We start from the raw sequence: 20,463 nt of genomic DNA, 5'->3' as shown, positions 1-20,463 counted from the left end.
CGCGCTCGACTTGCATGTATTAGGCACGCCGCCAGCGTTCGTCCTGAGCCAGGATCAAACTCTCCAATAAAAGTAGTTTGATTGGCTTGTCTTACTTGTTTTTTCTCTCCCAATCAGATGAGAAAAAACGAATTGACGTCAGGCTATTTTGTTTAGTTTTCAAGGTTCGAATTTTCAATCCGCTGCTCAAAACAGCGACTTTTTAAATATACCAACTTCGCAAGAAAATGTCAATGTCTTTCGGTGGTTTTTTAAAAAGTTTTTCTGTGCGTTATATGCGATTCGTTTAACGCAACGTTTAATAATTTATCACGCTTTTAATCATAACACAAGCCTTTTTCTGAAGTTAATTAATTCTGAAAATTAGCGGTGGAAACTGTTGGGTTATTTACCACAATCACCTTTTCATTAAGTAATAATTTTTCCGGCTTCATTAGTACTATAACAATCAGATTCTATATAATGAGAAAAACTAAACTTCCCTCCAAGCCCTTAATTTTTCTCACTCTTTAACCTATATAATAAAAACAACCTCAAGCCTACTTAGCTTGAGGTTGTAATAGTTACTTTTCAGTTTATGATTTATGTCTCATCTGCGGGAACAATAGTACATCGCGAATAGACACTGAGTTAGTCAATAGCATGACTAATCGGTCGATCCCTATTCCAAGACCACCAGTCGGAGGTAATCCATATTCAAGAGATTCCAAGAAATCTTCATCCATCATGTGAGCTTCTTCGTTCCCTTGCTCTCTTTCTTTAAGTTGAGCTTCGAAACGTTGACGTTGATCGATTGGATCGTTTAGCTCAGAGAATGCATTTGCATGTTCTCTTCCAACGATAAATAGCTCAAAACGATCAGTAAAGCGATCATCATCATTATTCTTCTTAGCAAGTGGAGATATTTCTACTGGGTGACCATATATAAATGTAGGTTGAACAAGATGTTCTTCTACCTTTTGTTCAAAAAATTCATTAAGGATATGGCCAAACGTCATGTTATCCTCAACATCGATCCCATGTTCTTTAGCTAATCGGTGCGCTTCCTCATCGGACATTTCTTTCCAAAAGTCCACACCTGTGAATTCTTTAACTGCATCTACCATGTGCCATCTCTTCCATTTAGGAGTTAAGTCTACTTCTTCATCTCCATACTGGACTTTTGTTGTTCCTAAAACTTCTTCTGCAATATGAGCTACTAAGTTCTCAGTTAACTCCATGATATCGTGGTAATCTGCATACGCTTCATATAGTTCGATCATTGTGAACTCTGGATTGTGACGTGTGGATACTCCTTCGTTACGAAAGACTCGTCCAATTTCATACACTTTCTCCATACCACCTACGATTAAGCGTTTTAAATGTAACTCAATAGCTATTCTCATATATAAAGGTATGTCTAATGCATTGTGATGTGTTTCGAACGGTCGTGCGGAAGCTCCGCCAGGGATTGAGTGCATCATAGGTGTTTCTACTTCCAAGAACCCTCGATCGTCCAAATAACGTCTCATCGATTGAATGATCTTACTACGCAAAATAAATGTATCACGGCTATCCAAGTTAGTGATCAAATCTAAATAACGTTGACGATAGCGCTGTTCAACATCTTTCAAGCCGTGGAATTTTTCAGGTAAAGGACGCAATGATTTTGTTAATAACTCATAGCGATCAGCCTTAACTGACAATTCGCCAACCTTTGTTTTGAACATGACCCCACTAATACCTACGATGTCTCCCAAATCAGATTGCTTGAAGATTTCATAAGCCTCTTCTCCGATTCGGTCTTTTCTTACGTAAATCTGGATTTGACCAGTCAAGTCTTGGATATGAGCGAAGCCGGCTTTACCTTTTCCTCGCTTAGTCATGATTCGTCCTGCGATTGTTACAGTTTCTTCTTTTTCTTCTAACTCTTCTTTTGAAAATTGATCATAAGTATCTTTTAATTCGTTAGATAAATGCGTACGAGTGAACTTATCGCCGAATACATTGATTCCTTGTTCGACCAATTCGTTCAATTTATCGACCCTCGTTTGCATTTGGTCATTCATCTCTTCTGACACAATCTTCACCTCATCCCTATTATTTATGTAATTTGATAACATCTTTTTTATCTTGCTCTGATAGTTGTCCGAGCCACTGTTCCAAACTTCTACCATTTATATATACACTTGGATTTAAATCATATAGAGGAATCAATACAAATGCACGATCCACCATTCTCGGGTGGGGAACCGTTAACTCCTCAGATTGTATATCTTCTTTGTCAAAAAGTAAAATGTCTAAGTCGATCGTGCGAGGGCCGAATCGTATCTCCCTCGTCCTACCAAGATTAGCTTCGATACTTTGACATTCCCTCAGTAAATCATAAGCACCTAATGAAGTTTCAACTTCAACAACCATATTCAAGAAATTATCTTGATCGGCGTACCCAACAGGTTTTGTTTCATATATAGAAGATTCACCTTTAACCTGAATTCCTGTGGAATCATTCAGAAAATGAACGGCATCTGCTAAATGTTTTTGTTTAGGCTCTATATTCGTTCCTAAAGCAATGTAGGCCTTACTCATAATCAGAGCGCTCCCTATATATCTCAATAGCTACAGACTGATAATATCCAGGGATCGGCGGCCCGGGTTTGTCGACTTTCACTCGGATCGCTTCTAATTTAGAAAAAGAGTCAAACATAGCTTTAGCTATATAATCCGCAACTTTTTCTACTAAATTCTGTGCTTCACCTTCTACCACTTTTCTTGCTACTTCGTAAGCAGCCCCATAATGAATGCTATCTTCCATGTTGTCTGTTTTACCTGGCTTTTTCAAATCACTGATTAACTCTACATCAACAGTGAATCTCTGCCCGAGTTTGTTTTCTTCGGGATATAGACCATGATAACCGTAGAACATCATTCCGTTCAACAAGATTTTATCCATTGAGCAGCTCACCTTTCCCTATCATCGCATCCATCATTCTAACCGTTCGCTTTGCTTCTTTCACATCATGTACTCTTACGATCTCCACACCTTGCTGCACCCCATAACAGAGAGTGGCTAGTGTTCCTTCTAAGCGTTCCTCCACAGGCAAATCCAGAACCCTACCTATGAGTGACTTCCTTGAAGTGCCTAATAATAACGGGTACCCCAAGGTTTTCAACTCATTCAGCCGACGCATAACTAATAAGTTTTGTTCCCAGGTCTTTCCGAAGCCGATGCCAGGATCGAGAATGATGTGTTGATCTTCCACCCCATAACTCTTAGCCAAGTTAACACTTTCTAACAAGCTTTTTTTCATATCCTCGATGATATCTTCATAAGAAGTACCTTCTTGATTGTGCATTAAAATAATCGGCACTTGATAGTCTTTTGCCACTTGAGCGATTTCGGGCTCGCGTTTAGCTCCCCATACATCATTAATAATCGTTGCCCCAGCTTCGACTGCTGCCTTTGCGGTTTTGGCTTTATAAGTATCAATAGAAATTGGAACTGAACTTCTTTCCCTAATAGCTTGTATAATTGGAATGACCCTTTGAATTTCCTCGTCTTCACTAACTGGCTCATGCCCAGGTCTGGTTGATTCTCCACCGACATCGATGATATCTGCCCCATCATTGATCATTTGATCTACCTGGTTTAAGGCAGTTTCCATTTCAGTGAACTGACCTCCATCGGAAAATGAATCTGGTGTAACATTCAATATTCCCATGACAAGTGTTTTTCGGCTAAAAGATCTATCGTTCTGGCTGTGGTTAGTACCTAGATTCATCGTAAGTCCTCCGCTTAATTATTGCTTCAATGCTTCTAGCTCTTTAGCATCCAGATAATACTGTTCATTACAGAATTGACAAGTAGCTTCAGCTCCACCGTCTTCTTCAATCATACTTTCGATTTCGTCATTCCCTAGGCCGCTGATTGCTCTCTCAATCCGCTCTTTTGAACAGTTACAATTGAATTCCACTTTACTTCTCGATAACATCTTCCACTCATCTTCACCGAAAAGAGTGTCTAGAACATCTTCTGGGCGTTTTCCATCCTGAATCATAGATGAAATGGAAGGAATCTCATCCAATCTTGCTTCTATCGTGTTAATCGTTTCATCCGATGCTCCTGGTAGCATTTGAATGATAAACCCGCCTGCAGCAGCTATCGATAAATCTGGGTTCACCAAGACGCCTGCACCTACAGCAGAAGGCACTTGTTCTGATGACACAAAATAATACGTGAAATCTTCACTTATTTCACCAGATACGATCGGAACCTGTCCTGTAAAGTTATTTTTTAACCCTAAATCTTTTACAACACTGACAGTTCCTTCTGTCCCGACAGCTTGTCTTACATCCAATTTTCCTTGGTCGTTAGATTCGAAATCTACATGAGGGTTCTTAACGTACCCTCTGACTTGGCCAAGTGCATTACTATCAGCAACGATTGCACCTAAAGGACCGTCGCCTTCAACTTTAATCGTCAATTTATCTTCACCTTTGAGCATTGATCCCATCATAGATGAAATGGTCAACGTTCTACCTAATGCTGCTGATGCCGTTGCCCATGTGTCTTGTCTTCTGCATGCTTCTGAAACTGTCTCTGTTGAACGGATCGCGTATGCTCTTACCGTTCCTTCGAAAGCTGTTGCTCTGATTAGGTAATCACTCATTATTTTTCACCTCATTCGTTTTATAAATCTCATATAGACCTTTAAGTGTAAGCTCGGTATCGACATGGTCTATCGTCTTTGAACCCTTGCCAATTAATTTAGATAATCCACCAGTAGCAATGACAGTCGGCTCTTTAGTCGCTTGGTCTTTGATCCGGTTGACGACTTCATCCACTTGCCCGACATAACCGTAATAAATACCTGATTGCATCGCTTCAACAGTTGAAGATCCCACTACTTTTTCTGGTCTAGATATTTCTATTCTTGGAAGCTTTGCTGCTTTGGAATACAGCGCTTCAGTTGAAATGCTGATGCCGGGGGCAATTGCTCCCCCTTCATATTCTTCGTTTTCATTTATATAACAATACGTCGTTGCAGTTCCAAAATCGATAATTACAAGTGGAGCACCATATTCTTTAATGCCACCAACAGCATTCACAATTCGGTCAGCCCCGATTTCTTTTGGGTTCGGATAATTCATCTTCAAGTGATTATCGATTTCGTCTGAACCAACAATCATCGGCTTCAAGTGAAAATAACGCTCACACATTTTTTCAAGAGCGAACATGATTGGTGGAACAACAGAAGATATTATGGCCGCGTGAAAGTCTTCGAATGATAGATCATGATGTTGCAGTAACGACTTCACTTGCATCGCGTACTCATCTTCCGTTTTATAACGATTAGTCGCGATTCTCCATTGATAGATTAATTTATTTTGGTCGAATACACCTAAGACCGTATTCGTATTTCCTACATCGAGTACAAATATCATAACTTCAACTCATTTCCGCAAAACTTTTTCAACGAACATCATATCACAAATTATACAATATGTATTCTCAGAAACATGCCTTGAACTCAAACCCACAAAACATAAAAATTACCCTCCCTGCATTTTGCAGAGAGAGTAATTTAATTCAATATTATTTACGATCAGGATTGTTGTCGTCATCTGATTCGTTTTTATCTTCAGACTGGTTTTTATCCTCTTCTTTTTCTGAAGAAGAATCGGTTTGACTATCTTCTTCATCTTTAGAATGGATGTTGACCTTCACATCACCTGAATCTTCGTTTGAAACCTGAGTACTTTCTGTTTCAGTTGAATCGTCTTTATCATTATCTACGATCAACTCTTCAGGTTCAGGTAAGCGACCTTCTTCAAACAATGTCTTGATTTGTTTTGCATCCAATGTCTCTACTTCTAATAAGGTCTTCGCAATCAATTCTAACTGCTCTTTGTGCTCAGTAAGAATTTCTTTTGCTCTCTCATAACAAGACTTGATGATTGATTGGATCTCTTGGTCGATGATATAAGCGATTTGATCACTGTAATTAGGATCATTCTGAATATCGCGGCCTAGGAACACTTGGCCACCAGAACTTCCGAATTGTAGTGGTCCAATCTTTTCACTCATACCGAACTCGGTAACCATTTTACGAGCAATGCTTGTTGCACGCTGGAAGTCATTGTGTGCGCCTGTGCTGACCTCACCGAAAATAACTTCTTCAGCCACTCGGCCACCAAGTAAGCCAGTAATTTTATCGAGTAATTCTGGTTTCGTCTGGAAGTAACGGTCTTCTCTTGGAAGCATGACTGCGTAACCACCAGCTTGACCTCTCGGTACAATTGTAACTTTATGAACCATGTCAGCTTCATCAAGCACCATACCGATAACTGTATGGCCACTTTCGTGATATGCGACAATGTCTTTTTCCTTTTTAGAAATGACACGGCTCTTCTTAGCAGGACCAGCAATTACGCGGTCAATAGCCTCGTCGACGTGTTCCATTTCAATTTCCTTTGCGTCTGAACGGGCTGCGACTAGAGCTGCCTCGTTCAATAGGTTTTCTAAATCTGCACCCGAAAAGCCTGGGGTACGCATCGCAATCGTCTTAAGATCGACTGTTTTACCTAATGGCTTGTTCTTAGCGTGCACTTCTAGCACTTCTTTACGACCTTTTACATCTGGTGTATTAACAGGGATTTGTCTATCAAAACGACCAGGACGTAATAAGGCTGGGTCAAGAATATCAGGACGGTTGGTCGCAGCAATCATGATGATACCTTCATTTACTCCGAAACCATCCATCTCTACTAGTAGTTGGTTTAATGTTTGTTCACGCTCATCATGTCCACCACCGACACCGGCACCACGTTGACGACCGACTGCATCGATCTCATCAATGAACACAATACAAGGAGCGTTCTTTTTAGCATTTTCGAATAAATCACGTACACGTGAAGCACCTACACCGACGAACATTTCAACGAAGTCTGAACCACTGATTGAGAAGAATGGTACGCCAGCTTCACCAGCAACAGCTTTCGCTAATAATGTTTTACCAGTACCTGGGGGTCCCACTAATAGGACACCTTTAGGAATACGAGCTCCTAACTCCGCGAATCTCCGAGGGTCCTTCAAGAAGTCAACTACTTCAACAAGCTCTTGCTTTTCCTCGTCAGCACCAGCAACATCTTTGAACCTCGTTTTTTCTTTATCTTCTGTGTACATTTTCGCCTTACTTTTACCAAAGTTCATCATGCGACCGCCGCCACCTTGCATTTGGCTAAGTAAGAAGAAGAACAGAATAAAGATGATGATAAATGGAATTAGCGTTGTGAAGAATCGTGCCCAAGCACTTGGCTCTTCAGCAGCTTCCATAGTTAATACACTTTGATCTCTAGCTGTACCAATGATTTCACTGATTGTTTCATCAGCGGCAGGTACCACTGCACGGAATGACTCGAGACTCCCATCGCTGGTATATTCCCCTCGAGCTTCATAAGCAAAGTTTGTGTATTGTAAAGTGAGCTCTTCAATTTGTCCATCTTCAAGAGCTTCTCTGAATTCATCGTAATTCAGTTGTTCCGTCTCTGGGCTAGGGTTGTTCAACATCCCTACGATCCCAATGACTACAAGAAAAATAATTAAGTAAAATATGGTATTTCGGAACACCCGATTCATTACTTACCTCCTCCTAAACGACAAAACTAAAACAAATACTATCACATAAATTTTATTAGTCTCAACTGATAACTACTTACTCTATTTAACCATAAATTGCCTTTCATAACTATAGCTAATTTATGAATATATTTCAGGTTTTAATACTCCGATGTAAGGAAGGTTCCGATATTTCTCTTCATAATCTAACCCATATCCTACAACAAAAGCATCTGGTACTTCGAAACCGACCAAATCCGCTTTCACATCAGATTTACGGCCTGTCGGTTTATCTAACAATGTCACAATCGTTATTGATTTTGCCTGGCGATATTTAAACAAGTCAACTAAGTAACTTAAAGTTAGGCCACTATCAATGATGTCTTCAATAATTAAAATGTCGCGATCTTTGACTTGGGTGTTCAAGTCTTTGATAATTTTAACTTCCCCAGTGGATTTCATACCACCTTCATAACTCGATACATCCATAAAATCCATTTCAATGTGAGTATTGACCCTTTTAAGCAAGTCACTCATAAATGGCATGGCACCTTTTAATACACCAATCGCTAATGGAAACTTACCATCAAAATCATTCGTAATCTTTTCTGCTAGTTGTTTGGTCTTTACTTGAATTTCTTCTTCAGAAATTAATATTTCTTGTATTTCATCGTGCATGAAGGATCCTCCTATTATTTGATGTCCATACTCACCCATACGGATGAATGCTTGTCCGGTTGTGCCAAACGGCTTTTACAAACAAAAGGTATCCACAGAACTTCACCATCACCATTCACTAAAAGTGGCCATTGATCTCTTTGGTACAAAGGTATTTTATGATCGATAAAAATATCTTTCACCTTTTTTGTTCCATTTAACCCAAGGGGCTTAATTCGATCCCCATCTTGCCTCGTGCGAACCTTCAAGGGAAATTGTAAATGGAGTTGGTCGAAAGAAACGACTGCTTGATCAGTAGATCCTGACCATTCATTCGATTCTCGAACTGAGACTGTCCAGTGATTGGGGAGTTCTAAGGATTGATTCATATGAAGCGACCTCTGAAAAGGCTCTGTATGTATAGAACCTAGCTGAATGATGCATGTATCATATGCTTTGATAGCGATGACGTCATCAAATAATGTCATCACACTATTTGAATGTTGCGATTGTAGCCATTCACTAAAAGCAAGAAAATTATTGTTTCGAAAAAGAGCATTCACTTTCAGATAGTTTAATATTAGATGAAAGCCCCTTCTTTGTAAAGATAATGGCATCTTCTGAAATGAATTAATTGAAAAGGTCACTTTTTGTTCACAAAATGTGCTGATTTCGCGGACTTTATCTTCTGATATCTGGTAAAGATATGCGTCATCTTCTGATAGAAATTCATGAACTCTCTGAACTCCCTCTACTAGATTTGGGTTCTCTTTATGTAATAAAGGTATGACAGTAGAACGCATACGATTCCGTGTATAAGACTCGTCCTCATTAGATGGATCAATCCTTGGGTTCAACTCATGTTCTTCAACGTAATCCAGTATTTCTTTTTTCGAGAGAGATAAGAAAGGCCTTATGATCATATGACTACCAAAGGCTCTTTTAACAGGGGTTCCGTTAGGGTATTGACCTTTTATCAATTGCATTAAAGTGGTCTCCACTTGATCATCCCCGTGATGGGCGAATACCAATTTTCCTGAAGGATAATTCTGCATTTTTTCATAAAAAAATTGATACCTCAGCTCACGAGCAGCTTCTTGAGTCCCCATCTTAGCCTCACTCATCAACTTTTTCACATCGACTTTTCCAACCTCACACTTGATACCTAAATTCGATGAATATTCTTCAACAAACTCAGTATCTTCTGCTGATTGGATCCCTCGGAGCTGATGATCGATTGTAAGAACAATCAGGTCAAGTTCCCATTCCTCACGAATACCCGCAAAAAAATGAAGCATCGCCAATGAATCCGGACCCCCAGATACTGCTAAAAACAGTGTATCTCCTGGTTGAAATAAGTGATTTTCCTTATTGAATCCCAATACGCGATCCTTCATTTGTCAACACCGTCCGTTAAGTTATCATCCCATCTATCGTATCACTATATGAAAATGAAGTTCAAACAAAGCCCCTTAAATGTTTTGGACCAAATAATAAAGGATAAGTACGTGCACAGAAATGATGGAACTCAACGTCCACAACTCATTATGATTAGGCCGATCGACCTTTTTAGATGGACTCTTCTTCCTGGATTTACTGGCTTGATTTTTGATCGCATTGTCAAAATCAACTTTCATCTCTTTGGCATTTGAGTATTTCCCATTCACTGCATTCTCAAAAACTTTGTGGAAAATCCGTAACCTACGACTTTGTTGAACCCAGTAAGATATATCCTGATTCTTTCGTTTCTCGATGGTTAGTGAAGAATCAAGGTGCAACATACACACAACGAACGCAAACAGGTCATAGGACTCTTCCGCCTTTCTACTTCCCTTTCCCCAGTAACCACGGTCGTACTGGGAAGTATACTCCCTCACCAATCTACCTTTTTGAGTCACCCCCCCCATATCCAATAGGCGTAACTTTCCCGTGCTGCGTTCGACCAACATGTTATCCAGCTTTAAATCTCCAAACACATACCCTTGTAGATGAAGATGGTAAAGCTGAAATAGCAATTGAGAACCGATGATTCCAATTTGTCCGAAACCTTTACTATCCAACCACTGACGCACAGGTACCCCATCGATGTATTCCATGACGTAAAAGGAATAAGATTCGTGAGGACGAAGTTGCATATCGTCTACGTCTAATAAAAGAGGCCCGAGCTGGACCCCTTGAACATTGTTTAGTTTTTTAAGTACATTCACTTCTGCAGTAACTACTGACGATTCAGCACTAATTTTAAGCGCAACGGTTCCACGGTTATATTTTGCTAAATAGATCGAACCTCGGGAACCTTCACCTAGCTTTTGTATGATTTCATATTTTTGCTTATGCCACTTACCAACAATGACCTGTTTTTTAGAAAGATGTACCGTAGGATTGATCGATGATTTCATTAGAGTCTTCTCCCCGACTTCCTTCTGTTGGTAAATGGTCGAACGCTTGAAGTACTTTCATCATTGCAGTACCAGTAGGTGTGATTCCTCCTGCCGCAAGCCTTGGAAAAACTTTTGCCACACTCTTTTGGTCATTCACCCATGGCATCAGCTCTTTGACAACATTTTTCTTAGCAGGGTATTGGTAAATGGTATATAAATGGTTGCCTGTTCGAGCGTGGAGACTTATGACCAAATCGTCGATCGCTTCTTTAACTGCTTCCATTTTGTGTTGCATACTGGCACTGGTATCTACCAAGATACAAATATTGAGATTACAAGTTTCTTCTAACTCCTCAACTACCTCTTGGATTTCACCCCTAGTCTCAGGCGTGAGTTCATCTTCTTTCACCTCGTGGCCGAATATAGCTTTGATTTCATTCGAAACAAACCCTTGGATCGTTTGTGTCATCGCCTGCTTCGTCACCATTTGAACAGTATCTGATAGAGCATCTGCATAAACGATTCTACTGACTCCATTTCCAGCATCAGCAATCTCATTTACCTCTGATAACCCCATCGGTTGCTCTGTCGAATCATCGTCAAGCACCCCGATGACATTGACGGAAACTCCCTTTTGAGCAATAGAGGAGCTTACAGCCACAGGGTCCTCCCCTTGGTTGGAGCAACCATCCGTAATCAACAGCAATTGCTGGATCGTTCCTTTACTCATACGTAACGCCTCCTTTTCTTTATCAACATTGTTGACGAAAAAAATTCAGCGTATACCTAAGAAAAGCGTAAGCGTCCGGTTAGAAACGTAGTGACTGGAGCTCAACAGCTGAGATATAGGAAACACAGCGAAAAATTGAGCCGATGTTAAATTATCGTAGGTTGCTGAGTGAAGTCACCTAGTTTCTGGGCACTGGAGCTAGACAAATAAGAAAAGCGTAAGCGTCCGGTTATCAACGTAGCAATTGGAGAAAAGGAACAAGATATAAAGGAAACACCGTGAATGTGCGACTTTTATCTTGATCCAATCGAAAAAGATGCCCACTTCGGTTTACTTTTATTTATTTTCGCAACTAGTACTGTCATATCGTCAGTGATTTCTCCATTATTACTTCTGATCGCTTCTTCCAAAATCAAATCTGCTATTTCTTGAGGATGATCAGTTTCCATTTCTCTCAGCTTTCTTTTTAACCAAACTTCACGGTTTTCTATAGTGTTCGCTGTTTCAAGGATTCCATCACTCAACATGACGATGATATCTCCATCTTTAACCGGCTGATGGACAGGGTCTACGTCGAACTCATCCAATATACCGATTGGCAGGTTGCTAGACTCTACTGTATAAACCCCTCCTGGCCTTACAATATAACTAACAGTCGCACCGATCTTTAAAAAGTTAGCATAAGGCTGTTGCAAATCAATAATCGTCAAATCTAAGGTTGCGTATATTTCATCAGACGTCCTCAATGAGAGAATCGAGTTAATCGACTGGATCGCCACTTGTTCGTGAATTCCAGATTGTAAGATTTGTTTCAGTAACCTTAACGTGTCTGAACTCTCTAAATAAGCTCTCTCACCATTACCCATTCCGTCACTGATCGCTAAGGCGAACCTGCTTTTACCTAATTCCAACATCAAATAGCTGTCACCTGATAAAAAGTTCCCGTTCTTTGCGGCATGCGCCACTCCAGTGGTCAGCTGATATCTTTTAATCGATGAAAAAATGAAGGTTCTTGAGCCGCCTCGTTGGTCTTTCGGATTTTCATATTCCACCTGAATAATTTCTGATAGTAAGTCTGATAGCATCGGAGCAATAATCTTTTCTGCCTCGCCGTGATAGTGTTGGAAGTACAAAGTCATCTCTATATCGACGTTACCTTTATCGATCGAATAGATTTCAAGGTGTTCAATCTCGATCGATAACCCGTTAAGCATTTTTCTTACTTCTGCTTCATGCCAGTCATGTTCTTGCCTTTCTTTCAACATTTCTTTAGCAAAATTATTCATGACTTCAGATACTCCGTTCAACTGCTCTGAAACGAATTTACGACTTTCCTTCACTTGTTCTTTGAGGCGTTTATTTGCCTGGTAATATGAAAGTTCATATCTCATCTGATCCATGACCTGCTCACTTTTTACACAAAATTTCTTTAACTTACTGGCTTGAAGGTTCGCTCCTGAACTGTCATTTTGTTCGATAGCTTGCATCGTTTGTTGTAACACTGGATACGTCCGGTCGAAGTTGTTGACCCAGCATGAATGTTTTTTGAGACACGTCTGACATGTCTTCTCTGTCACTCTACTTAAGTACTCGTCCACCTCGGAAGTTTCAAGTTGCTTACCTTCTTGATTGAAATAGTCGAAACTATGTGAGAGTACTTGGAACATTTCAGAAAACCGTTCGACCCTCTCAGCTGTAGCATTTCTGACTCTTTGAATGTACTCGTCATTCTCTTCTTTCGATTCTTCAGTCCCAGGAACAAACGTAGCAATTTTCTTTAACCAGCGGTTCGGTGTCACTAATAACAACCCTGCCGCTAGAGCTGATTCAGTCATGATCTGTAGGAGCGATACCGTATCCACATGATAGAATCCGATCAAAAAAGAAGCGATGAACAATCCTGAAGAGACACCTAATTTATTTGTCGATTTTAATAGTCCACCGAGTAGTCCAGCTAAAGCAAGTAAGCTTAATTGATACAAATGAAATGTACTAACTAAACTAAGCATCAACCCTACTATGACACCAATCGCAGAGCCGACAGTCGCCCCTGCAATAAAAGCACTCACAATGACAAAGTATTTGGACCCTACAAGACCTAGCTCAACACCCGATACTGTAAGCCCCACTAGTCCACTGAGAATGGCTGTCGATAAAATGACAATGCATATTACTTCCTCTATTCTTAAATTTCGCGATCGAAAATCATTGATTAAGAAAGGATAAGATTGCAAGAAGATCATTACTAAAAAAGCACTAAGAACAGCTTCGATTGTTAAAATCGCCACATCATATATGACAAGCTGATCCTGAACAGCAAGGACAGCACCTCGTCCGATGAAAGAACTTAGCAACGTACCAGTAATCAATAAAGAAGTCTTATGCGGTGCCTTCGACAAAAACCATTTATAAAAGAATAAAAACAATAACCCCGAACTTAATAGAGCAAGTCCTTGTAAGGTATTGATAGATACAGCCCCAGCCATCAAAAATAAAAACACTCTGAACGCTAATCCACGCTTAACAACAATGGTTGTGGCTAGGAACGCTAAAGCAAAGGGGGATAAAGACGTAAGAATAACTGCCCTTCCGAGAAAAAAAGAAATCATCATAATTAACCAACCTTTTTCAAAAAGCACCTGAAAAAGCCACTGCTTAAGCCCATTGAAAGATTGATAGATTCTCTGGAATTTAGATTCGGCGGTAATCTCACCTATTTTTGTTAGCATGTCCATGTAACGACCACTCCTTTGTAAACAATATTCAAACACATTAACAAGGGATTTTTTGTCAAAATCAAGAAGGTGAACCCATGAAAATTTCGACGCAGTATTTGAAATTTGTCCCCAAAATCTACATTTCAGGAAATTAACCCGCGATATTTGTATGAGCTACTCATTTTTTGATTATTATTTATTGGGTGGTTTCGTGTGTGGAGTTCCGATTCAAACGGCGAGTTTTAAATCCAAACGGCGAGTTTCGTGATCTAACGGGCGGGTTTCATGATCCAACAGGCGAGTTTTCCGTTCCAACGGGCGGGTTTCGTGACCCAACAGGCGGGTTTTCTGTTTTAACGGGCGGATTTCGATGTCCAATGGGCGGGTTTTAAATCCAAACGGCGAGTTTCGCGCCTGGATGCCGGATTTCAAAAAGTGATTTTAGAATAGGTAATAGACATACTTAAATTCTGATTATTTACACATCAAGAAAATATATTGACACAAGCTCCAACGTGATGTACTATAATTTTTGTGTTTAATTGATAGTAATTTGTTTGGCGGTGTAGCTCAGCTGGCGAGAGCGTACGGTTCATACCCGTGAGGTCGGGGGTTCGATCCCCTCCGCCGCCACCAACTTTTCCCCCTTTTTTTTAAAAAAAGTTACATATCTTTTGAACCGAGTATTACGTTGGCCCGTTGGTCAAGTGGTTAAGACACCGCCCTTTCACGGCGGTAACACGGGTTCGAATCCCGTACGGGTCATCAAAAATCCGACAGCAAATATGCTGTCGGATTTTTTTGTATAGTTATCCTTGGATCAACTTATAATAATGACGCAATTATCACTAATAACGACGCAATCCAACCTATAATTTCCCGAATTAAAAAGTATTTACTTCTTTTTTTAAAGAAAATATGAAGAATAATGACGCAATTAAACCCTTGTATTAGATAAAAAGTAAACCAGATGCATTGTTTGCGCCTGTTTTTCCTTATACTTTCTACATCTATTCTGTTGAGTGATTGTGAAATCAATTATTACTGATAAATAGAAATTAACTACGGATAAACACCTATGAATTCCCTTTTATAGTCGAAATACCGCCATTTTCATTTTCATACTCAAATGGTTGATTTATTACGTATAAAGCCCCGACTCACCACAATCAATACTCCCAAAAAGCAAAAAAGCTTGAGTCAATTGACATTGACTCAAGCTTCTGACCGTCCAACATTAAATTTATATCTGTACATAGACAGCAAGTTTACCCTCTTTTAGCACCTCGGCCTCCGCGACGAGATTCTGTGTGCTTTTTAAGAGATGTGAGTTTTTCTTCGCTTTCTTTCAAAAATTTGTTCATTTTTGATTCGAAGTTCTCACTACGCTTCTTAGGCGGTTGTTGTTTCTTTCCGTAGTTTTCTTTAGCTTTCTTGATTGAAAGACCGATCTTTCCGTCTTTCTCCACATTCAATACCTTAACTTCAACTTCGTCCCCTACAGAAAGATGTTCGTTGATATCCTTCACGTACTTATCAGCAACCTCGCTGATGTGGACTAAACCTGTGGAACCATCCGGCAATTCGACGAACGCTCCGAAATTAGTAATACGAGTGACCTTGCCTCGTAACTTGCTGCCTACTTCAATTGACATAAAAAAAATGCTCCTCCTTAGAAATTTAAAAAATATCATTCATATTCATTATATATAAGCATTTAAAAAAGTGTCAATAAGAAGGCTCTTCATCTGGCAATTTAAAGATGATTTCTCCGTCTTTTGAGAAGAAATAATCTTTTCTTGCGATCTGGAGTAAGTATTCAACATCACTTAATAATTCTATTTCGCGATTCAACTCTTCATTTTCTTCTTGATATTCTGCTAATTGTTCTTCTTTTTCAGCATATTCTTCTTGTTTTTCGCTAAGTTGAGCACGTTGATTGAGATGATATAGGAACATAGAAGACAGAGCTATAGTAAATAGCACACCAAAAGCAATCAATCGTCGATACAGGAATTTCTTTTCACGGCTTTGGCGCTCCAAGTTCTGTTCCTGTTTCTGAACATATTCCGATTGAATCCTTGTGACTTTACGGTGCCTATTACGTCTACTCATCTTTATGCCTCCTCTTGACCCAAAACTTTTTTATCTTTTTATACAGCTTATCCTTTATTTTACTACAGATTGCCAGAAAATCCATGAGGTAATTTCGGATTATTTTTGGTAGGAAAGGTTTTAAGATCCATCCTACCACTAAGATAATACCTCTAATACATTTCCACAATGAAGCAATTATAAACGTTAAAATGATCAAGACTGTTCTTATCAGAAATACCAAGGGCCTTATGATCAGAAGGTTCAATAGTTGTTTGAGCCACCGATAGACGGTTTTTGTGGCAAATATCACTCCGTTTAAAAAGCTTAGAAAGATAGGTTGTAGAAGTGAAAAATAGAAACAAATGCCTACACCTATCGCTACTAGTAAATAAAAACGGATGATACCTCCATTTACAACAAACAGCAAATAGAAGATCAAGCCCCCTTGGATTAGGAAGAAAAGAATATCCAGTACATTTCTTCTCCAAAATACGTTGGGGCGGATCAACATTCGATACGTCTCAAACAAGGATGCGGAGAATACCCCTGTCGCAATCATCGTTAAAATTGATAGAAACTGGACATTTAAACTCATTTAAACAACTTGCTAAATAGTCCTTTAGCTTTATCTTGTTGGTCATCAATGTAATTGAAAGAGTCGATTTTTCCTTGAATCGTCAATGAACCTTGATCCACATTCAAATTCTTCATATGCAGATTGTCACCACGGACGACGAGATACCCAAGTGTGGTTTTCAACAAAAATTCTTCTGTATCAAAGCTGTCCACGTCTTGTACACCCGTGATTTCCAACTTTCTGCGGTTCATTAATTTTACATCGTGTTCTTGATTCGTTTCTCTTTCTGTTTTGTACATGCTAGTTTCATATGGCACGTCTCATCCCTCCTATTACTACTACTTTATGAAGGGTAGGACGAGTTTAACACTATAATCATAAATTCAATTAATCTTGATGGACTTTTTCTTCATTGATTACGGTATATAAGCCGTTCGCTTCATCTTTTCGTACTTGTTCACGAAGTGAATCTACTTTAATCGTCAAACGCGTATGTCCAAAGCGAATCATCAACTCATCTCCGACCTTCAAGTCAGAAGAGGCTTTTGCGGGTTGTCCATTTAGTTCAATTCTGCCTTGATTAGCAATTTCTTTGGCTACTGTACGTCGTTTGATCAAACGGCTGATTTTCAAAAATTTATCTAATCTCATAGTTAATCCTTCTTTCTATTAAACTTCTCTTTTACTTTCATTCCAGTACTGCTCTAACTGGTCTAAGGATTGTTCTTCTATATTCAAGTCTCTTTCCTGCAAACGTTTTTCGATAAACTGGAATCGCTTTAAAAACTTTTGACTTGAGCGATGAAGAGCTACTTCAGGGTCAACTTTCAAGTGCCTTGAGATGTTAACAATTGTAAATAACACATCACCAAGTTCTTCCTCCACCTCTTGGTTATTACCATTCGACGCCGCTTCTTCAAATTCCTTCAATTCCTCTGCCAATTTAGAGAAAACCCCAGTCGACTCTGGCCAATCAAAACCGACTTTGCTAGCTTTCTTCTGCATTTCGTGGGCATAGGTCAGGCGAGGGAGTGATTCATTCAATCCTTCCAGCACTGATGACTTTTCAGCGCGACCTTGTTGCTTGATCGCTTCCCAATTTTGTTTGACTTCTTCAGAAGATTCAACGGAGACATCACCAAATACATGCGGGTGACGCTTGATCATCTTATCAGTGATCGATCGAATTACATCGTCAACGGTAAAGTATCCTTCATCTTCAGCAATCTGGCTATGGAGCATAACTTGCAGCAATACATCTCCTAGCTCTTCAGCTAGATGGTCGTCATCTTGCTCCTCGATTGCATCTATGACTTCATATGCTTCTTCAATCAAATACTTTCTCAACGATTCATGCGTCTGCTTCTGATCCCACGGACACCCTCCTGGCCCCCTGAGTGCTGCAATCACATTCCGAAGAACTGAAAATTGATGGTGCAACACTTCGACCTCTGCAGGAGGAACATACAAAGTAACCAAGTTGCTGAATGTAAAGTCATGATCCAGTTCATGTAAAGGGACTGTTTTTACTTTCTCCCCTTCACTCCCAGCCGCTTCTATAATTTTTATAGGATGGTCGTGAGGTAGATCTTCTAGTAAAGTGAGCTTCACTTCAGAAGCTACCAGCTGATCGTACACTTGAGCGATAAAAAGGTGTTGTTCATATTGGATTGATTTTCGATTCAAATTCGTTCCGTCCAGCAATTGGAAGCCTTCGATCGGATCGACTCCGACAGAGGTGAATAACGCATCGAGAAAACTTTGTCCACCCTTTATTTCAACATGAACATCATCTTCTTTCACTCCCAACAATAATTGAACTGTGCGCTCTGCAACCATCGGGTGACCTGGTACCGTATATAAAATATCCCTAGAACGAGCCTGATTGATCAACTCCTGACAGATCCCGTCGTATACCGCTTCAAATTGATCTTCATTTTCGTAAATATGATCGAAGGAATGGAATTCGGTGCCCTCTTCCATTAATTCTTTAATCACTGGATGATCCAATGTTCTCGTAAATACAACTTGCTCATTTTTCGTTAGTTCGCGATAAACACCTAAGGGCATTTGTTCAATTGAGCTTGACCCTAAACCTATTACAGTGATTTGACCCATCAATCATCAGTTCCTTTCTTTGCTTTCAAATACGTAGTAATCAATTGTAGTTCTTTATTAGATAACAACTTGAATTTGTAAGTCGAATATATGAATATGGCTGCTCCTATGGTACATGTCAAAGCCACCACCGGAATATATATCAACCGGTTTTGAATATCGATCAAATCTAATACCCAATGAGTGATCAGCGAAATCAGTAACCCCATGAAAGCTGTCACTAACAAGGTATTGACCAAGAATGTATATTTAACTAAACTTTTCGTTAATCTCTGGTAATGGTAGTACATGACGAGCGTCAGGAAAGCCAACGCGATCAATGTGGCTATACTCGCCCCCGTGATTCCGTACAGAGGGATTAGCAAGGTATTCCCTATCCCTTTAATAACCAACATCACAACTACCCAAATCAACTGCTGTAACTTGACTCCGTACCGCTGTAGAATTACTGAAAAGGTTATTACCAATGATAGTAAAAATACTGCTGGCATCATCAACTGTATTGCGAACGTACCGTCTGAAGACTTGTAAAACAAAGGGTTGACCATCGGCATGATGGCAATTAAACCTGCCGTTGCAGCTGTTGAAAATAAAAAGGTGAACTTCAATGCAAACTTCTCATCATCAGTTGATCCACTTGATATATCAGCATCACTTTTCCTGAGCGATGGTATCAAGGACAAAGCGATGGAAGAACCGAATACAAGCCCTAATTGAATCAATGGATTACCACGATCGTAGACCCCTTTCCACACCTTTGATGCCTGAGTAGAGGCTCCCCAATCTTTTAATAAATCAATCATCGTAAACACATCGATTACCTGTACCAATAAATGCAGTACGTATGTCAGGCTATAAATTGATAAACCAACTAATAAACCTCGCGTTAGATTCGATGGTGAAATAGATACCTTTTCGCTTCGTGAGGATTGGCTTTTTATATAAAACCTATAAGCGATGAACAAAAAAGAAGCTCCTACTACTGTACCGCCGATCGTCGACCATGCAGCCAACGTGCCCACTTGATAAAGTGACAACCCGGCACCAGTGATTATAACGGTGAAAATGATAATACCAGCTACACGAAAAAGTTGTTCAACCACTTGGGATGAAGCCATCACGGAATATTGATCTTCGATTTGAAAATACCCTCTTAAAAATGCTGTAAAAGGTATTACTAAAAATATTGCACTACTCACACGGATCGGCTGAGTCAATTGAGGATCTCCCATCAACCCAGCCAACCAAGGGGCTAGAGCGTACAATAGAATAAAAACGGCAGCTCCACCAGCGAATAATAAATAAAACACCACCAACACGTCTTTTATACGTATCGAGGCGTTCGGTCGTTTGTTATCTGCTATTACTTGAGAAATAGCACTCGGTATACTATACAGAGATAATATAATAGCTAAAGAGAGAATCGGATAGATTTGCTGATAAATATATAACCCTTCGTCTCCAGCTAGGTTTTGTAGAGGGATTCGGTACACCATCCCTAACACTTTGCTCAATAATCCTGCAATTGATAAAAGAAGTGTCCCCTTCACCCACATAGCTTGTCCGCTCATAAGTAACTCCAATGGAAT

General features: G+C 39.7%; 19 protein-coding genes, 2 tRNA genes and 1 rRNA gene. 2 read left to right on the top strand and 20 right to left on the bottom strand.

Annotated elements, in window-relative coordinates:
* From CEY16_RS12440 to spoIIE, 13 genes are all read right to left on the bottom strand, one after another.
* A 16S ribosomal RNA gene (locus CEY16_RS12440) occupies window positions 1-70 on the bottom strand; the annotation flags it as partial.
* Between the two features lie 505 nt (window positions 71-575).
* Entirely contained in the window at window positions 576-2,102 is a 1,527-nt protein-coding gene (gene lysS / locus CEY16_RS12435) for a lysine--tRNA ligase (RefSeq protein ID WP_202908634.1), read from the bottom strand.
* Window positions 2,080-2,568, bottom strand: coding sequence for a 2-amino-4-hydroxy-6-hydroxymethyldihydropteridine diphosphokinase (gene folK, locus CEY16_RS12430; protein ID WP_101332351.1), 489 nt, complete (start codon window positions 2,566-2,568; stop codon window positions 2,080-2,082). The genes lysS and folK overlap by 23 nt, the downstream gene beginning before the upstream one ends.
* Window positions 2,561-2,932 (bottom strand): dihydroneopterin aldolase, encoded by a 372-nt coding sequence (folB, locus tag CEY16_RS12425; protein ID WP_101332350.1) that lies wholly within the window; start codon window positions 2,930-2,932, stop codon window positions 2,561-2,563. Before folB ends, folK begins: the two co-directional genes overlap by 8 nt.
* The gene (gene folP, locus CEY16_RS12420; protein ID WP_101332349.1) at window positions 2,925-3,761 is read right to left on the bottom strand and encodes a dihydropteroate synthase; all 837 of its coding nucleotides are present in this window, start codon (window positions 3,759-3,761) and stop codon (window positions 2,925-2,927) included. The genes folB and folP overlap by 8 nt, the downstream gene beginning before the upstream one ends.
* A gap of 18 nt (window positions 3,762-3,779) precedes the next feature.
* A complete protein-coding gene (gene hslO, locus CEY16_RS12415) occupies window positions 3,780-4,649 on the bottom strand; it encodes an Hsp33 family molecular chaperone HslO (protein ID WP_101332348.1) in 870 nt (289 codons plus the stop codon).
* Window positions 4,642-5,424 carry a type III pantothenate kinase gene (locus CEY16_RS12410; RefSeq protein ID WP_101332347.1) on the bottom strand — a complete coding sequence of 261 codons (783 nt, stop codon included), beginning with the start codon at window positions 5,422-5,424 and terminating at the stop codon, window positions 4,642-4,644. Before CEY16_RS12410 ends, hslO begins: the two co-directional genes overlap by 8 nt.
* A 151-nt stretch (window positions 5,425-5,575) precedes the next feature.
* On the bottom strand, window positions 5,576-7,618 hold the full coding sequence (ftsH, locus tag CEY16_RS12405; RefSeq protein ID WP_101332346.1) for an ATP-dependent zinc metalloprotease FtsH: 2,043 nt from the start codon (window positions 7,616-7,618) through the stop codon (window positions 5,576-5,578).
* 120 nt (window positions 7,619-7,738) lie between these two features.
* Window positions 7,739-8,275 (bottom strand): hypoxanthine phosphoribosyltransferase, encoded by a 537-nt coding sequence (gene hpt, locus CEY16_RS12400; RefSeq protein WP_101332345.1) that lies wholly within the window; start codon window positions 8,273-8,275, stop codon window positions 7,739-7,741.
* A 14-nt stretch (window positions 8,276-8,289) separates the two neighbouring features.
* A complete protein-coding gene (gene tilS / locus CEY16_RS12395) occupies window positions 8,290-9,651 on the bottom strand; it encodes a tRNA lysidine(34) synthetase TilS (protein WP_101332344.1) in 1,362 nt (453 codons plus the stop codon).
* A 75-nt stretch (window positions 9,652-9,726) separates the two neighbouring features.
* The gene (locus CEY16_RS12390; protein ID WP_101332343.1) at window positions 9,727-10,653 is read right to left on the bottom strand and encodes a protein kinase domain-containing protein; all 927 of its coding nucleotides are present in this window, start codon (window positions 10,651-10,653) and stop codon (window positions 9,727-9,729) included.
* The gene (locus tag CEY16_RS12385; RefSeq protein ID WP_101332342.1) at window positions 10,616-11,365 is read right to left on the bottom strand and encodes a vWA domain-containing protein; all 750 of its coding nucleotides are present in this window, start codon (window positions 11,363-11,365) and stop codon (window positions 10,616-10,618) included. Before CEY16_RS12385 ends, CEY16_RS12390 begins: the two co-directional genes overlap by 38 nt.
* A gap of 293 nt (window positions 11,366-11,658) precedes the next feature.
* A complete protein-coding gene (gene spoIIE / locus CEY16_RS12380; protein ID WP_101332341.1) occupies window positions 11,659-14,100 on the bottom strand; it encodes a stage II sporulation protein E in 2,442 nt (813 codons plus the stop codon).
* A 541-nt stretch (window positions 14,101-14,641) separates the two neighbouring features.
* Here spoIIE and CEY16_RS12375 point away from each other — a divergent pair.
* Together CEY16_RS12375 and CEY16_RS12370 are read left to right on the top strand one after the other, a co-directional pair.
* A tRNA-Met gene (locus tag CEY16_RS12375) sits at window positions 14,642-14,718 on the top strand.
* 57 nt (window positions 14,719-14,775) lie between these two features.
* Window positions 14,776-14,847, top strand: a tRNA-Glu gene (locus tag CEY16_RS12370).
* 503 nt (window positions 14,848-15,350) lie between these two features.
* On the opposite strand, the gene CEY16_RS12365 is transcribed toward CEY16_RS12370, so the two are convergent.
* The 7 genes from CEY16_RS12365 to CEY16_RS12335 form a co-directional block, all read right to left on the bottom strand.
* The gene (locus tag CEY16_RS12365; RefSeq protein WP_101332340.1) at window positions 15,351-15,737 is read right to left on the bottom strand and encodes a S1 domain-containing RNA-binding protein; all 387 of its coding nucleotides are present in this window, start codon (window positions 15,735-15,737) and stop codon (window positions 15,351-15,353) included.
* A 73-nt stretch (window positions 15,738-15,810) separates the two neighbouring features.
* Complete coding sequence (locus CEY16_RS12360) at window positions 15,811-16,197, bottom strand: FtsB family cell division protein (protein ID WP_101332339.1); 387 nt, start codon at window positions 16,195-16,197, stop codon at window positions 15,811-15,813.
* Window positions 16,190-16,774, bottom strand: coding sequence for a spore cortex biosynthesis protein YabQ (gene yabQ / locus CEY16_RS15610; protein ID WP_101332338.1), 585 nt, complete (start codon window positions 16,772-16,774; stop codon window positions 16,190-16,192). The genes CEY16_RS12360 and yabQ overlap by 8 nt, the downstream gene beginning before the upstream one ends.
* Window positions 16,771-17,055: a sporulation protein YabP gene (yabP, locus tag CEY16_RS12350; protein ID WP_101332379.1), complete on the bottom strand. Its 285-nt coding sequence runs from the start codon at window positions 17,053-17,055 to the stop codon at window positions 16,771-16,773. Before yabP ends, yabQ begins: the two co-directional genes overlap by 4 nt.
* Before the next feature lie 88 nt (window positions 17,056-17,143).
* Complete coding sequence (locus CEY16_RS12345; protein ID WP_101332337.1) at window positions 17,144-17,407, bottom strand: RNA-binding S4 domain-containing protein; 264 nt, start codon at window positions 17,405-17,407, stop codon at window positions 17,144-17,146.
* 18 nt (window positions 17,408-17,425) lie between these two features.
* Window positions 17,426-18,874 carry a bifunctional methyltransferase/pyrophosphohydrolase YabN gene (gene yabN, locus CEY16_RS12340; protein ID WP_101332336.1) on the bottom strand — a complete coding sequence of 483 codons (1,449 nt, stop codon included), beginning with the start codon at window positions 18,872-18,874 and terminating at the stop codon, window positions 17,426-17,428.
* Window positions 18,874-20,445, bottom strand: coding sequence for a putative polysaccharide biosynthesis protein (locus tag CEY16_RS12335; RefSeq protein WP_101332335.1), 1,572 nt, complete (start codon window positions 20,443-20,445; stop codon window positions 18,874-18,876). Before CEY16_RS12335 ends, yabN begins: the two co-directional genes overlap by 1 nt.
* Between the last annotated feature and the right edge of the window lie 18 nt (window positions 20,446-20,463).

This window comes from Halalkalibacillus sediminis, from assembly GCF_002844535.1.
GTDB lineage: Bacteria > Bacillota > Bacilli > Bacillales > Alkalibacillaceae > Halalkalibacillus_A > Halalkalibacillus_A sediminis.
Note: the sequence above shows the minus strand (reverse complement) of the source record. Positions and strands in the feature narration are given on the sequence as shown.